Source organism: Fontimonas sp. FW305-C-3 (assembly GCF_058783185.1).
In genome coordinates, this window is the sequence record NZ_JBYSYK010000001.1 from 1,118,084 (window position 1) to 1,132,426 (window position 14,343).

The 14,343-nt window shown below is 66.6% G+C and carries 13 protein-coding genes and 1 other RNA gene; 13 read left to right on the top strand and 1 reads right to left on the bottom strand.

The window, feature by feature from the left end; genetic code table 11:
- The first annotated feature begins 33 nt into the window (after positions 1 to 33).
- Together hisG and hisD are read left to right on the top strand one after the other, a co-directional pair.
- Positions 34 to 660: an ATP phosphoribosyltransferase gene (hisG, locus tag AC3WUF_RS05185; RefSeq protein WP_492423096.1), complete on the top strand. Its 627-nt coding sequence runs from the start codon at positions 34 to 36 to the stop codon at positions 658 to 660.
- Positions 657 to 1,949 carry a histidinol dehydrogenase gene (hisD, locus tag AC3WUF_RS05190; protein ID WP_492423098.1) on the top strand — a complete coding sequence of 431 codons (1,293 nt, stop codon included), beginning with the start codon at positions 657 to 659 and terminating at the stop codon, positions 1,947 to 1,949. Before hisG ends, hisD begins: the two co-directional genes overlap by 4 nt.
- A gap of 39 nt (positions 1,950 to 1,988) precedes the next feature.
- On the opposite strand, the gene AC3WUF_RS05195 is transcribed toward hisD, so the two are convergent.
- The gene (locus tag AC3WUF_RS05195; protein WP_492423100.1) at positions 1,989 to 2,426 is read right to left on the bottom strand and encodes an SRPBCC family protein; all 438 of its coding nucleotides are present in this window, start codon (positions 2,424 to 2,426) and stop codon (positions 1,989 to 1,991) included.
- Positions 2,427 to 2,531: 105 nt separating this feature from the next.
- On the opposite strand from AC3WUF_RS05195, the gene rnpB reads away from it, so the two are divergent.
- The 11 genes from rnpB (at position 2,532) to murG (ending at position 14,295) form a co-directional block, all read left to right on the top strand.
- An RNA gene (rnpB, locus tag AC3WUF_RS05200) (RNase P RNA component class A) lies at positions 2,532 to 2,927 on the top strand.
- A 339-nt stretch (positions 2,928 to 3,266) separates the two neighbouring features.
- Positions 3,267 to 3,707, top strand: coding sequence for a division/cell wall cluster transcriptional repressor MraZ (gene mraZ / locus AC3WUF_RS05205; protein WP_492423102.1), 441 nt, complete (start codon positions 3,267 to 3,269; stop codon positions 3,705 to 3,707).
- Between the two features lie 60 nt (positions 3,708 to 3,767).
- Positions 3,768 to 4,676 carry a 16S rRNA (cytosine(1402)-N(4))-methyltransferase RsmH gene (rsmH, locus tag AC3WUF_RS05210; RefSeq protein ID WP_492423104.1) on the top strand — a complete coding sequence of 303 codons (909 nt, stop codon included), beginning with the start codon at positions 3,768 to 3,770 and terminating at the stop codon, positions 4,674 to 4,676.
- A complete protein-coding gene (gene ftsL / locus AC3WUF_RS05215) occupies positions 4,673 to 4,945 on the top strand; it encodes a cell division protein FtsL (protein ID WP_492423106.1) in 273 nt (90 codons plus the stop codon). Before rsmH ends, ftsL begins: the two co-directional genes overlap by 4 nt.
- Positions 4,942 to 6,705, top strand: coding sequence for a peptidoglycan D,D-transpeptidase FtsI family protein (locus tag AC3WUF_RS05220; RefSeq protein ID WP_492423108.1), 1,764 nt, complete (start codon positions 4,942 to 4,944; stop codon positions 6,703 to 6,705). The genes ftsL and AC3WUF_RS05220 overlap by 4 nt, the downstream gene beginning before the upstream one ends.
- Complete coding sequence (locus AC3WUF_RS05225) at positions 6,702 to 8,237, top strand: UDP-N-acetylmuramoyl-L-alanyl-D-glutamate--2,6-diaminopimelate ligase (RefSeq protein WP_492423110.1); 1,536 nt, start codon at positions 6,702 to 6,704, stop codon at positions 8,235 to 8,237. Before AC3WUF_RS05220 ends, AC3WUF_RS05225 begins: the two co-directional genes overlap by 4 nt.
- Positions 8,234 to 9,586: a UDP-N-acetylmuramoyl-tripeptide--D-alanyl-D-alanine ligase gene (locus tag AC3WUF_RS05230; protein ID WP_492423112.1), complete on the top strand. Its 1,353-nt coding sequence runs from the start codon at positions 8,234 to 8,236 to the stop codon at positions 9,584 to 9,586. The genes AC3WUF_RS05225 and AC3WUF_RS05230 overlap by 4 nt, the downstream gene beginning before the upstream one ends.
- On the top strand, positions 9,586 to 10,671 hold the full coding sequence (gene mraY, locus AC3WUF_RS05235) for a phospho-N-acetylmuramoyl-pentapeptide-transferase (RefSeq protein WP_492423114.1): 1,086 nt from the start codon (positions 9,586 to 9,588) through the stop codon (positions 10,669 to 10,671). The genes AC3WUF_RS05230 and mraY overlap by 1 nt, the downstream gene beginning before the upstream one ends.
- Positions 10,671 to 12,047, top strand: coding sequence for a UDP-N-acetylmuramoyl-L-alanine--D-glutamate ligase (murD, locus tag AC3WUF_RS05240; protein ID WP_492423116.1), 1,377 nt, complete (start codon positions 10,671 to 10,673; stop codon positions 12,045 to 12,047). Before mraY ends, murD begins: the two co-directional genes overlap by 1 nt.
- Positions 12,044 to 13,234: a putative lipid II flippase FtsW gene (ftsW, locus tag AC3WUF_RS05245; protein ID WP_492423118.1), complete on the top strand. Its 1,191-nt coding sequence runs from the start codon at positions 12,044 to 12,046 to the stop codon at positions 13,232 to 13,234. Before murD ends, ftsW begins: the two co-directional genes overlap by 4 nt.
- Entirely contained in the window at positions 13,231 to 14,295 is a 1,065-nt protein-coding gene (gene murG / locus AC3WUF_RS05250; RefSeq protein WP_492423120.1) for an undecaprenyldiphospho-muramoylpentapeptide beta-N-acetylglucosaminyltransferase, read from the top strand. Before ftsW ends, murG begins: the two co-directional genes overlap by 4 nt.
- Positions 14,296 to 14,343: the final 48 nt, after the last annotated feature.

Sequence of the window (14,343 nt, forward strand, 5' to 3'; positions counted from 1 at the left end):
GTACAATCGCGCCTCCTGAAGTGTTGACCCGTCATGACCCAGCTCACCATTGCCCTGTCCAAGGGCCGCATTCTCGACGATAGCCTGCCGCTGCTGGCCCAGATGGGCATCACGCCCGCGGGCGACATCGGCCGCCTGCTGCGCGTTCCGACCAATGTCAAAGGCCTGTCGCTGCTGATCATCCGCCCGACCGACGTGCCGACCTATGTCGAGTACGGCGCAGCGGATCTCGGCATCACCGGCAAGGACGTGCTGATGGAGCACGGCGGCGACGGTCTGTACGAGCCGCTCGACCTCGGCATTGCGCGCTGCCGCCTGTCCACCGCGACCAAGAAGGACCTGCCGCAGAACGGCGCGGGCCGCCGCCGCGTCGCGACCAAGTACCCCGAAATTACCCGCCGCCATTTCGCCGCGAAGGGCGAGCAGGTCGAGCTGATCAAGCTCTACGGTTCGATGGAACTGGCGCCGCTGGTCGGTCTGGCCGATCTGATCGTCGATCTGGTCGACACCGGCAACACGCTGCGCGCCAATGGCCTGGTCGAGCTGGAAACGATCGCCGAGATCAGCGCGCGCCTCGTCGTCAACAAGGCGGCGATGAAGATGAAGCATGCCGCGGTGCAGGATCTGATCACGCGCTTCGCCAAGGCGACGGCGCAGTGAAGATCGCGCGCTTCTCCACGCGCGACGGCGATTTCGATGCGCGTCTCGGCGCGCTGCTGGATCGCGCGCCCGAAGCCAGCCCGGCGGTGACGCAGGCGGTGGAAGCGATCATTGCCGACGTGCGTGCGCGCGGCGATGCGGCGCTGCTGGAGCTGACCAATCGCTACGACCGCCGCACGGTCAAGCACGCGGCGGAGCTCGAAGTCTCGAAGGAACAATGCGCCGCGGCCTGGGGCAGCCTGCCGTCTGCGCTGCGCAGCGCGCTTGAACAGGCGGCGCAACGCATTCGTGCCTACGCGCAGCATCAGAAGCTCGCGCCGTTCTCGTTCACCGACGAACACGGCAATACCCTCGGCCAGAGCGTCACGGCGATGGACCGCGTCGGTCTGTACGTGCCCGGCGGCAAGGCCTCGTATCCGTCGTCGGTGCTGATGAACGCGATCCCGGCCAAGGTCGCCGGTGTGCTGGAAGTCGTCATGGTCGTGCCGTCGCCGGGCGGCGAGCTGAACCCGGCGGTGCTCGGTGCGGCGCATCTCGCGGGCGTCGATCGCATCTTCACGGTCGGCGGCGCGCAGGCTGTTGCCGCCTTGGCCTACGGAACTGCGACGATTCCCGCGGTCGACAAGATCGTCGGGCCTGGCAACGCCTACGTCGCTGCCGCCAAACGCCTGGTGTTCGGTCAGGTCGGCATCGATTCGATTGCCGGTCCGTCGGAGATCGTCGTCATCGGCGACGGCCTGACGAATCCGGACTGGATTGCGATGGATCTGTTCTCGCAGGCCGAGCACGGCGAGGATTCCGAAGCGATCCTGCTATCGCCGGATGCCGACTACCTCGACGCCGTCCACTCAGCGATGATGCGGCGCGTCGAATTACTGCCGCGCAAGGACATTGTGCATGCCTCGATCGAGAATCGAGGTGCGCTGATCCTGACGCGTGATCTTGACGATGCCGCTGCGGTCTCAAACCGCATCGCCCCGGAGCATCTGGAGCTGTCGGTCGCCGAGCCGCGCGAGCTGCTGAAGAAAATCCGTCACGCCGGCGCGGTGTTCCTCGGCCGCCATGCGCCGGAAGCTTTCGGCGACTACTGCGCCGGTCCCAATCACGTGCTGCCGACCTCGCGTGCAGCGCGCTTCTCGAATCCGCTCGGCGTCTACGAGTTCCAGAAGCGCACATCGCTGATCGAATGCACGCCGGGCGGCGCGAAAGTGCTGGCGGACATCGCCGGCACGATCGCGGATGTCGAAGGCCTGCAGGCGCACGCGCAGTCGGCGCGCGACCGCGGCTGATCCAATCCGTCATTCCCGCGTTTGCGGGAATGACGAGGTTCAGACCCGGCCGGCTTCCAGCTTCGCGAGCACGCGCGGGCCGTTGAGCTTCCACGCGAAGCGCAGTGCCGAAGCGACGATGGGCCCAATCAACGGCAGCTTGCCTTCGAGGCGGATCGAGTAATCGACGACGGTAGCGCCATCGACCGACTTGAAGTTGATCGTGCCGCGATGATTCTTCACCGGCGAGCCGCGGGTGATGGCGTACTCGATCTGCTGATTGCGCTTGAAGGTGACGATCGTCTCCTCGAATGCCAGCGGGCCGCCGCCGATCTGGCGCACCGAACCCAGGCCGTTGGGATCGTCTTCGCCCTCCTTGATCCGGCGCCCGCGGCCGCCAAGCAGCGACAGGAATTTCTCGTGGTCGGCGAAAAACGCGAACACGGCATCGACCGGGGCGTGAACCGTGGCGTGCACCTGGATCTGTTGAAGCGCCATGACGGACATCCTGAAAAAAGTGTGGGGCCGCACTTTAGCCGCAAATCTCCAATCTGCGCGCAAAGCTGCCCGCAGTAGCCGGCAATTGGTGGGATAATGCGCGCGGGAGTCGGCCAGACAATCGCCGTTGCGCTTGCGCGAGGGAGGAAAGTCCGGGCTCCATAGGGCAAGGTGCCAGGTAATGCCTGGGCGGCGTGAGCCGACGGCCAGTGCAACAGAAAGCAAACCGCCGATGGGCCGCAGTGCAAGCTGCGTGTCACAGGCAAGGGTGAAACGGTGCGGTAAGAGCGCACCGCGAGTCTGGCAACAGACCGGCACGGTAAACCCCACCTGGAGCAAGACCAAATAGGGAAGGTGTATGGATTCGTCCATACGACGCGCGGCCCGCGTGCCTTCCGGGTAGGTTGCTTGAGCGCGGCGGCGACGTCGCGCCTAGAGGAATGATTGTCGCGGGCGCGCGAGCGTCCGGCACAGAACCCGGCTTACAGGCCGACTCCCTTTTTTATATCTGATCACCGGCTCCGGCCGGCGAAAAATCGTGGTTTTAAGGGTGCCGAAGGGCGCTTGGCGGCACTGTCCTTGCCGGGTGAAGCCCGGCTGAACGACGTCACCCTAGTCTGCCTCTCGATTCAGCCTCAATACTTGCCAAGCAACATTAAGAAAGGCGTCTAATTAATTGTTTTCTATCAATATCAACGATTGATCGAAGCAATTGACATAAGCCCATGTTTTGCCGGGATTTTTGCCCCAAAGAATGCTTGCGGGGGCTATGGCGCCAGCGTATAGTGCGGCGACGTGGTGGAAAGTGGGAGACAGTGGGGGAAACCTCCACATTCGGCAATGTTCGCGGGTTCACATCAGTTGTCTGTGGACGACAAGGGTCGCATTGCGATCCCCGCGCGCTTTCGCGCGTCGCTCGCCGAAATCTGCGATTCGCAGCTGGTCATCACCCGCGGCCCCAATCCCTGCCTTGAGATTTATCCGCTGCCGGAGTTCGAGCGCATCGTGCGCGACATCCAGCAGATGGAAGACCGCCAGGTTGCCGAAACCCTCAAGCAGGTCTTCGTCGGCTTCGCGGTAGAGACCGAGATCGACAAGGCGGGCCGGGTGTTGCTGTCGCCGATGCTGCGCAAGTACGTGCCGCTCGAAGATGCCGCCGTGCTGATGGGTCAGGACACGCGCTTCGACCTGTGGTCGCAGACGCAGTGGGATGCGCGCTTCGGTGAAGGCTCGGATCTGCAGGCGTCGCTCGCCGATGCCTTCCGGACGTTGCGACGGTGAGGCGCGAAGATGCCCTTCGACTGCGCCTTTGCCGACCGCTCCTCCGGGTCTGACGCCGCTATGACAGCCCACCGACCGGTGATGCTTGACGAAGCGATCGCCGGTCTCGCCCTCGATTCCGCGCTGACGCGTCATCCCAGCGACGCCCCCATTGTTGTCGACTGCACCTTCGGCCGTGGCGGGCACAGCCGCGCGATCCTTGATGCACTGGCCGGCAAAGGCACGCTGCATGCGCTGGACCAGGATCCGGAAGCGATCGCGCATGGCCGCCGCGAGTTTGCCGGCGATGCAAACTTCCAGCTGCATCATTGCAACTTCGCCGGCCTTGCTGCGCTTGCCGCCGAGCAGGGGATTGCCGGCCGCATCGACGCCATTCTGATGGATCTGGGCGTGTCGTCGCCGCAGTTCGACAACGCCGAGCGCGGCTTCAGCTTCAGCAAGGACGGCCCGCTCGACATGCGCATGAACAATGCCGCGGGCGAGTCGGCGGCCGACTGGCTCGCGCGCGCCGATGAAGTCGAGATTGCCGATGTGCTGTGGCGCTTCGGCGACGAGCGCAACAGCCGCCGCATCGCCAAGCGCATTGTCATGACGCGCGACGAGTCGCCGATCACGACGACGGCGCAGCTCGCCGCGCTGATCGCCGCGGTGCCGGGTCCGCGCAGCCGCACGATCCATCCGGCGACGCGCAGCTTCCAGGCGATCCGCATCTTCATCAATCGCGAACTCGAAGTGCTCGAGACGGTGCTCAGCGCGGCGGTCGATGTGCTGGCGCCGGGCGGCCGTCTGGTCGCGATCAGCTTCCACTCGCTCGAGGACCGCATCGTCAAGCGCTACCTGCGCGATGTTGCGCGCGCCGACGTGCCGCGCCTCAAGCTGCACGGCAAGCAGTTCCCTACGCAGGCGGAGTGCTCGGAGAATCCGCGCGCACGCAGCGCCGTGCTGCGCATTGCGGAACGCCTGCCATGAAGCGCGGCGCACTGATGATGCCGCTCGCACTGGCGATTGCCGTCATGGTCTCGGCGCTCGCGGTGGTGCGTACCAAGCATGAGAACCGCGCGCTGGTGGCCGAGCGCGATTCGCTGCGCAGCGAGCGCGAGCGCCTCGAGATGGAATGGGCGCAGCTGCAGCTCGAAGAGGCAACGTTGGCGCACAACAACCGCGTCGACAAACTCGCCCGCGAGCAGCTCGGCATGGTCGAGCCGCGCGACTACGTCATCGTCGGAGCCAGGCCATGACCGCCATCCGCAACCGCGGTGCGGAACCGGTCGGCGTCTGGCGCCGGCGCTTCGTCGTTGGCGTGATGTCGCTGGGCGCGATGATCGTCCTCGGCCGCGCGTTCCAGCTGCAGGTGATCGAGCGCGACTTCCTGCAGAAGGAAGGCAACAAGCGCCACGTCCGCACGATGATCATCCCGGCCCATCGTGGCGCGATCCTCGATCGGCGCGGAGAGCCGCTGGCCTTGTCGGCGCCGGTCGAAACGATCTGGGCGGTGCCTTCGGCGCTGCTGGAGTCGTCCGAGCACGTCAGCGCGATTGCCAAGCTGCTCAACCGCCGTCCCGCGGAGTTGCTGAGCTTTCTGAAGGCGCGCGCCGATCGCAAATTCGTCTACATCAGCGAGCCGCTGTCGCCGGCGGAAGCCAAGCGTGTGCTGTCGCTGAAAGCGCCGGGCGTGTTCTCCGAGCCGTCCTACGCGCGCTACTACCCGGCCGGCGAAGTCGCCGGTCAGCTGGTGGGCTTCACCGGCCGCGAAGGCAGCGGCCTTGAAGGCATCGAGAAAGCGCAGGAATCCGTGCTGGCCGGTACCAGCGGCGAACGTCGGGTGGTGCGCGACCGTGGCGGTCGCGTCGTCGATGACGATCTCGAGTTCCGCGAAGCGGAGTCCGGCGAGAACGTCGCACTGACGATCGACTTGCGTATCCAATACCTCGCTTACCGCGAGCTCAAGGAAGCGGTCGCCAAGAACAAGGCGCGCGGCGGCATCATCGTGATTGCCGACAGCGCCAACGGCGATATCCTCGCGATCGCCGCGCAGCCGGGCTTCAATCCGAACAATCCGGGCGAGCGCAATTCCAAGGGTGCGCGCAACAGCGCGATCGTCGATTCCTTCGAGCCGGGCTCGACCGTCAAGCCGCTGCTGGTCGCTCAGGCGCTCGAACTCGGCATCTTCCAGACGACGAGTCTCATCGACACGACGCCGGGCACTTACAAGGTCGGCGCGCTGACCGTGCGCGATGTGCATCCGGAAGGCATCGTCGATCTCGCCAAGATGCTCAGCAAGTCGAGCAATGTCGGTGCCGCGAAAGTCGGCATGACGCTGGGCCCCGAAGCGGTCTGGTCCGGCTACCAGCGCTTCGGTCTCGGTGAGCCGGTCTACACCGGCTTTCCCGGAGAAGCGACCTCGGTGCTGCGCCACTTCAGCGACTGGGGCCAGATCGCCACCGCGACCGCTTCGTACGGCTACGGTTTCTCGCTGAACTCGCTGCATCTGCTGCGCGCCTATGCGGCGCTCGCGAACGATGGCCTGATGCCGCAGATTCGTCTGGTGCGCGGCGGCCGTCCGCAGCCGCCGCAGCGCGCGGTCTCGGCGAAGACTTCGCGCGATGTCCGGCACATGCTGGAACAGGTCGTGACGCCGGCCGGCACTGCCCGACGCGCGGCGATTGCCGGCTACGCGGTCGCCGGTAAGACCGGCACCGTGCGCAAGGTGTCGCCGGGCGGCGGTTATGCGGACAACCGCCATCAGTCGCTGTTCGTCGGCATGGTGCCTGCCGAACGCCCGCGTCTCGTTGGCCTGGTGATGATCGACGAACCCAAGGCCGAAGGCTATTACGGCGGTCTCGTCGCGGCGCCGGTGTTCTCCCGCGTGATGCAGGACGCCGCGCGCCTGCTGCAGATTTCGCCGGAAGGCACCGATGCGCCGGAGCTCACGCCGGCCGTCCCGCGCACCGTCGCGTTGCCGTCGGTGGCCGCGACGACCACGGGGCCGAATACATGAGCCGCGTCATCGGTCGTGATGCACGCGGTACAGGTGCCGCCCATGCGCTGCCGGCCTTGCTGGCGGGCTATGAAGTGCCGGCGCCCGATGTTGAAGTCACCGGCATCGAACTCGACTCGCGCCGTGTATCTCCGGGCGACCTGTTCCTTGCTTGCAGCGGCCGTGGCACGCATGGCCTCGCGCATCTCGAGCAGGCAGTCTCGCGCGGCGCTGCCGCGGTTGCCTGGGAACCGGTGCCCGGCAGCGCCGAACCGGACAGCATCGTGCCGCAGGTCGCCGTGCCGAATCTGTCCGCGCGTGCCGGCGAGATTGCCGCGCGCTTCTATGGTCAGCCGTCGGCGCGCATGTTCTGCGTCGGCGTGACCGGCACCGACGGCAAGACCTCGACGACCTATCTGATTGCCCAGGCGCTGGATCGCCTCAACGTGCCCTGCGCATACATCGGCACCATCGGTCTCGGCCGCGTGGGCGCGCTCGGCGACGCGACGCACACGACGCCGGACGCGGTGAGCCTGCAGCGCAACGTCGCCGCGATGCGCACCGACGGAGCGCAGGCGCTGGCGATGGAAGTCTCCTCGCACGCGCTCGATCAGGCGCGCATCGCCGGCATGCATTTCGATGTTGCCGTGCTGACCAATATCACGCGCGATCATCTCGATTATCACGGTACCGTCGAGCGTTATGCCGCCGCCAAGCGGCGCCTGTTCGAGCGCTCCGAGCTGTCGAGCGTCGTGTTCAATCGCGATGACGAACATGGCGCGCAGTGGGCGGCGACGCAGCGCGGTACTGCGCAGGTCATCGTCTATGGCCTCGAAGGCGACAAGCCGCTGACCGATCACGTCGTCGGTCGAGATCTGCAGCTGACGCCGGAAGGCATTGCGCTGACGCTCGACACTTCATGGGGCAAGGCTCAGCTGCGCAGCCGCCTGCTCGGGCGCTTCAATGCCTACAACCTGATGGCTGCCGCCGCGGTGCTGCTCGCGCGCGGACATGCTCTGGAAAGCATCGTCTCTGCGCTGGCGCAGTCGAAGACCGTGCCCGGCCGCATCGAGGGCTATCGCGGCACGCGCGCGTTGCCGCTGGTCGTCGTCGACTACGCGCACACGCCCGACGCGCTGCGGCAGATTCTCAGCGCCGTGCGCGCGCATGCGCCGGGCCGCGTCATCTGCGTGTTCGGCTGCGGCGGCGATCGCGATCGCGGCAAACGACCTTTGATGGGCGGCGCCGTCGAGCAGCTGGCCGATGTCGCGATCATCACCGACGACAACCCGCGTAGCGAGGATGCTTCGGCGATCTCCGCGGACATCCTCGCCGGCTTCAGCGCTTCGGCCCGCGCCACGGTACAGATCATCCACGATCGCGCGACTGCGATCCGCACCGCGGTTTCCCAGGCCGGCGGCGACGATGTCGTCGTGATCGCCGGCAAGGGCCACGAGGAAACCCAGACCTACGGCACCGACGTGCGTGCTTTCAGCGACCGTGAGTTCGTTGCGAACCTGGTTGGCGCCGCATCCGCCGGTGGTCACCCATGATGGCCCTCAGCGAAGCGCGCGAGGTGTTGAACGGCGAGCTGCGCCACGGCGACGCCGAGTTCAGGCGCGTCGTCATCGACAGCCGCAACATCGTGGCCGCGGACTTGTTCGTCGCGCTGCGTGGCGAGCGTTTCGATGCGCATCAGTTCGTCGCCCAGGCGCATGCCGACGGCGCCAGCGCCGCGCTGGTCTCCGAGTGGGTCGCCGCCGACGTTCCGCAGCTGCGCGTGGAAGACACGCTTGCCGGCCTGCAGCAGCTGAGCGCGCACTGGCGCCAGCGCCTCAATCTGCCGGTGGTGGCAGTGACCGGCAGCAACGGCAAGACGACGAGCAAGCAGATGCTCGCCGCGATCTTCGCCGCTCGCGGTCCGGTGCTGGCGACGGTCGGCAATCTCAACAACCACATCGGCGTGCCGCTGACGCTGCTGTCCTTGCGCGCCGAGCATGCGACGGCGGTGGTCGAGATGGGCGCCAATCATCCGGGCGAGATCGCGATGCTGGCGACGCTGGCCCGGCCGGATGTCGGTCTCGTCACCCAGGCCGGCGATGCGCACCTTGAAGGTTTCGGCTCACGCGAGGGCGTTGCCCGGGCGAAGGGCGAACTGTTTGCCGCGCTGGACGGCGGCGTCGCGGTGATCAATGCCGACGATGTCTATGCGCCGTTGTGGCGCCAGTTGGCGTCGCGGGCTTCGGTGATCAGCTTCGGGATCGAGGCCGCTGCCGATGTGCAGGCCCAGCAGATCCAGCTGGATGCCGATGGCAGCCGCTTCGTGCTGCGCACGCCATCGGGCAGCGCCAGCGTCAGCTTGCCGATGCCGGGGCGTCACAACGTACTCAATGCGCTCGGCGCCGCGGCCAGCGCGATCGGGCTCGGCATGGAGCCTGATGTCATCGCCCAGGGCCTGGCTCAGGCGCAGGCTGCGCAGGGACGCCTGAACTGGCAGCAGACGCCGCAAGGCGCGCGCCTGCTTGACGACAGCTACAACGCCAATCCGTCTTCGCTGCGCGCCGGCATGGAACTGCTTGCGCAGCTGCCGGGCCGGCGTTTGCTGGTGCTCGGCGGTATGGCCGAGCTCGGTGCCGATGCGCCGCAGATGCATTACGCCGCCGGTCAGCTCGCGCGCGAGCTCGGCCTGGATGGCTTGTTTGGAATGGGGCCGCTGGCTGCCGAGGCCGTGCGCGGTTTCGGCGCCGGCGCGTATGGATTCAACACTGTCGACGAACTGGCCGACGCGCTGCGTGAACAGCTCGATGCCAATGCCGTTGTGCTGGTCAAGGGTTCGCGGTCCGCGCGCATGGAGCGCGTCGTCACCGCCCTGACCGGTGAAACTGCCGGGGGGACCCACTGATGCTGTATCACCTAGCCGAATACCTGAAGCAGTACGTCAGTGGATTCAATCTGTTCTCCTATCTGACGCTGCGCAGCGTGCTCGGCGTGCTGACCGCACTGGTGTTCTCGTTCGCCTTCGGCCCGCCGATGATCGAGCGCCTGTACCGCTTCAAGTTCGGCCAGCCGGTGCGCGACGACGGCCCCGCTTCGCACCTGAAGAAGACCGGCACGCCGACGATGGGCGGCGTGCTGATTCTCTGCGCGATCGCGGTGTCGACGTTGCTGTGGGCGGATCTGCGCAGCCGTTTCGTCTGGTTCGCGCTGCTCGTCACGCTGGCTTTCGGCGCGGTCGGTTTCGCCGACGACTACATCAAGATCAAGTACAAGAACCCGAAGGGCCTGCCGGCGCGCAAGAAGTACTTCTGGCTGTCGCTGGCCGGCTTCGGCGTCGCGACGCTGATGTTCTGGACCGCGCAGACGCCGGTCGAGACGACGCTGATCTTCCCGTTCATCAAGGACGTATCGATCTCGCTCGGCATCTTCTTCATCCCCTGGGCCTATCTCGTCATCGTCGGCTCCAGCAATGCGGTCAACCTGACCGACGGCCTCGACGGCCTGGCGATCCTGCCGACCGTGCTGGTCGCCTCGGCGCTGGCCGTATTCGCCTATGCCAGCGGCAACGTCGTGATCTCCAAGTACCTCGGCATTCCGTACATCGCCGGCGTCGGCGAGCTGGCGATCTTCTGCACCGCGATCGCCGGTGCCGGGCTTGGTTTCCTGTGGTTCAACGCCTATCCGGCGCAGGTCTTCATGGGCGACGTCGGCGCGCTTGCGCTCGGTGCTGCGCTCGGCGTGGTGGCCGTGCTGGTGCGCCAGGAAATCGTCCTCGCGATCATGGGCGGCATCTTCGTTGCCGAAACCTTCTCGGTCGCGTTGCAGGTTCTGTATTTCAAGTACAGCGGCGGCAAGCGCATCTTCCGCATGGCGCCGCTGCATCATCACTACGAGCTCAAGGGTTGGCCTGAGCCGAAGATCATCGTGCGCTTCTGGATCGTCACGCTGATCCTCGTGTTGATCGGCCTGGCTTCGCTCAAGGTCCGCTGATGACGAATACGCAACGCCAGGTGTCGGGCCGGGATCGCTACAAGGGGCAGCGCATGCTCGTTGTGGGCCTCGGCGTGTCCGGCGTTTCGGCGCTGCGCTATCTGGTTCGTTCCGGCGCGGATGTCGTTGTCACCGACTCGCGCGCGACGCCGGCCGGCATCGACGCGCTGCGCACCGAATTCCCGAACGTTGCGTTCGAGCTTGGCGCCTTCGCTGCGCCGCAGCCGCTGACGCAGTTCGCCGAAGCGGTGGTGTCTCCGGGCGTCGCGCTCGACGAGCCGTTCGTGCAGGCCTTGAATGCCGCCAGCGTGCCGGTGCTGGGCGATATCGAACTGTTTGCGCGCGCAGCCGGCGCGACACCTGTCGTCGGCATTACCGGCTCGAACGGCAAGTCGACGGTGACGACGCTGGTTGGCGAGATGGCGCGTGCGGCGGGTATCAAGGTCGCGGTCGGCGGCAATCTCGGGACGCCGGCGCTGGACCTGCTCGCCGATGGCACCGAGCTGTATGTGCTCGAGCTGTCGAGCTTCCAGCTGGAAACGACGCACACGCTGCGCTGCAAAGCGGCGACGATTCTGAATCTGTCGCAGGACCATCTCGATCGCCATGGATCGATGGCGCACTACGGCGCGGTCAAGGCGCGCATCTACGGCGGCTGCGAAATTGCCGTCGTCAATCGTGACGACGCCGCGACGTCACCGGCGAGTGCCCTGGCGAAAGCCGAAGTGCGCTCGTTCGGCCTCGACGCGCCGCGCGAGATGGGCCAGTACGGCTTGATCGGTCAGGGCAGCGAGCAGGCGCTCGCGGTCGGCGCGGCGTCGGCGCTTGTTCCGCTGTCCGAGCTGAAGATTTTTGGTCTGCACAATGCCGCGAATGCATTGGCAGCACTGGCGCTGGCCGACGCGGCCGGCATCGATCGCACCGCAAGCATGAACGCACTGAGGGCGTTCAGCGGTCTGGCGCATCGCTGCGAGTTCGTCGGCGAGCTGCAGGGCGTGCGTTTCTTCAACGATTCCAAAGGCACCAACGTCGGCTCGACGCTGGCCGCGCTCAACGGCCTGCCCGCGCCGATCATCTGGCTGGGTGGCGGTCAAGGCAAGGGACAGTCGTTCAGCGAGCTGCGCGAGCCGCTCGCGCGCCAGGGCCGCGCCGCGGTGCTGTTCGGCCAGGACGCCGGTCTGATCGAGAACGACATCGTCGGTGCGTTGCCGATCTACCGCGAGCCCGACATGGGTTCGGCCCTGCAGCGCGCACGCCTGCTGGCCCAGCGCGGCGATCAGGTGCTGCTGTCGCCGGCCTGCGCGAGCTTCGACCAGTTCCGCAGCTACGTCGACCGCGGCGATCAGTTCCGCGCCGCCGTGAGGGCACTCGCATGAACACCGCCACGCTGAGTGCGCAGATCGAGAGCCGCCTGCCGTTGCCGCGCGCGCGCTATGGCCTCGACAGCTGGCTGTGCATCGCGATCTGCGTGCTGCTGGCCTGGGGCCTGATCATGGTGGCGTCGGCGTCGGTCGCGCAGTCGGAGAAGCTGACCGGCGGCCCGTTCTACTTCTTCTATCGCCAGCTGGCGTTTGTCGGCGGCGGCGCCTTGCTCGGCCTGGCGATGTACTGCGTGCCGATGCGCGCCTGGGAGCGCACCAGCCTGCCGCTCTATCTGTTCGCGCTGCTGCTGCTGGTCATCGTTCTCGTGCCGGGCATCGGCGTGCTGGTGAATTCCGCGCGCCGCTGGATCGATCTCGGCCTGTTCCGCCTGCAGGCCTCGGAGCCCGCGCGCCTGGCGCTGATCATGTTCATTGCCAGCTATATCTCGCGACGGCAGACGCAGCTGCAATACAGCCTCAAGGGGCTGTTCCTGCCGCTGGCGGCGATCATGCTGCCTTGCGCCCTGTTGCTGCTGGAGCCGGACTTCGGCGCCACCGCGATCCTGATGGGCGTCGTGTTCCTGATGCTGTTCCTCGGCGGCGCCCGCGTCGGCTACTACATTGCAATGATGGGCGCGGCCGGTGCGATGCTCGCCTTCATCGCGGTCGCGGCGCCGTATCGCGTCAAGCGCCTAATGAACTTCACCAATCCCTGGGCCGACGTCGAGAACGGCGGCTGGCAGCTCGCACAGTCGCTGATCGCCGTCGGTCGCGGCGAATGGAGCGGCGTCGGCCTCGGCAACAGCGTGCAGAAGCTGCTGTACCTGCCGGAGATGCATACCGACTTCATCTTCGCGATTCTCGCCGAGGAGCTTGGCCTGCTCGGCATCGCCACGTTGCTGATGCTGTTCGGCATCGTCGTCTGGCGCGGCTTCACGATCGGCCGTATTGCCGAAATCGGCGGCCGCCACTTCCAGGCCTTCCTCGCATATGGCCTGACGAGCTGGATCGGCTTGCAGGCGCTGATCAACATGGCGGTGAATCTCGGCCTGCTGCCGACCAAGGGTCTGACGCTGCCGCTGCTCAGCTATGGCGGCTCCTCGCTGCTGACGGTCTGCGCGATGGTCGGTCTTCTGCTGCGCGTCGACTATGAAAATCGCGCCGCGGCGTTCGGCGTGACATCGGCGGAGGATCGCCGATGAAGCTGCTGATCATGGCCGGCGGTACCGGCGGTCACGTCTATCCGGCGCTGGCTGTCGCGCAGTATCTGCGCGAGCGCGGACACCAGATCGTCTGGATGGGTGCGCCGAACAGCTTCGAATCGCGCGTGGTGCCCGCCCACCAGATTCCGCTGCGTGAGATCAGCATCTCCGGCCTGCGCGGCAAGGGCATGCTCAAGCTGTTGCAGGCGCCGCTGCTGCTGCTGCGCGCATTGCTGCAGGCACTGGCGATCCTGCGCAGCGAAAAGCCCGATGCAGTGCTCGGCATGGGCGGATTCGCGGCGGGACCCGGCGGCATCGCGTCGTGGTTGCTGCGCGTGCCGCTGATCGTCCACGAGCAGAACGCGGCACCGGGGTTGACCAACCGCCTGCTCGCACGCATTGCGACGACGGTGCTCGAAGCGTTCCCGAAAACCTTTCCGCGTGCGCAGACCGTCGGCAATCCGGTGCGCAGCGGTTTCATCGCGCTGCCGCCACCGGCGCAGCGGCTCAATCACGAAGGTGCCGCGCGCCTGCTCGTCGTCGGCGGCTCGCAAGGTGCGAAGGCGCTCAACGAGCGCGTGCCGCAGGCGCTGGCGCTGCTCGATCCCTCGGCGCGCCCCGATGTCCGTCATCAGGCCGGGCGCACGATCGACACTGCGCGTCGCCACTACGGGGCGACTGCCGTCGAGGCGGAGATCAGCGAGTTCATCGAGGACATGCCGGCTGCATTGGCCTGGGCGGACCTCGTCGTCTGCCGCTCGGGGGCCTCGACGATTGCCGAACTGAGCGCGGCGGGTTGTGCGAGCGTGCTGGTGCCGTTTCCGCACGCGGTCGACGACCATCAGACGCGCAACGCCGAGTACCTGGTTTCGGCGCGCGCCGCGGTGCTGATGCCGGAAGACAGCCTCTCGCCGGCGCAGCTTGCGGCGATGCTGCGCGAACTGCTCGGCGACTGCACGCGTCTTCGGCGCATGGCCGAAGCAGCGCGCACCGCGGCCTGGCCGAACGCGACGGCGGTGATTGCCGATGCCTGCCTCGACTGCGGCGGAGAACTTGTATGAGCGCGCAACACGGTGCTTTGCGCGCAGCGCAAACGGGTGCGGGAGCGC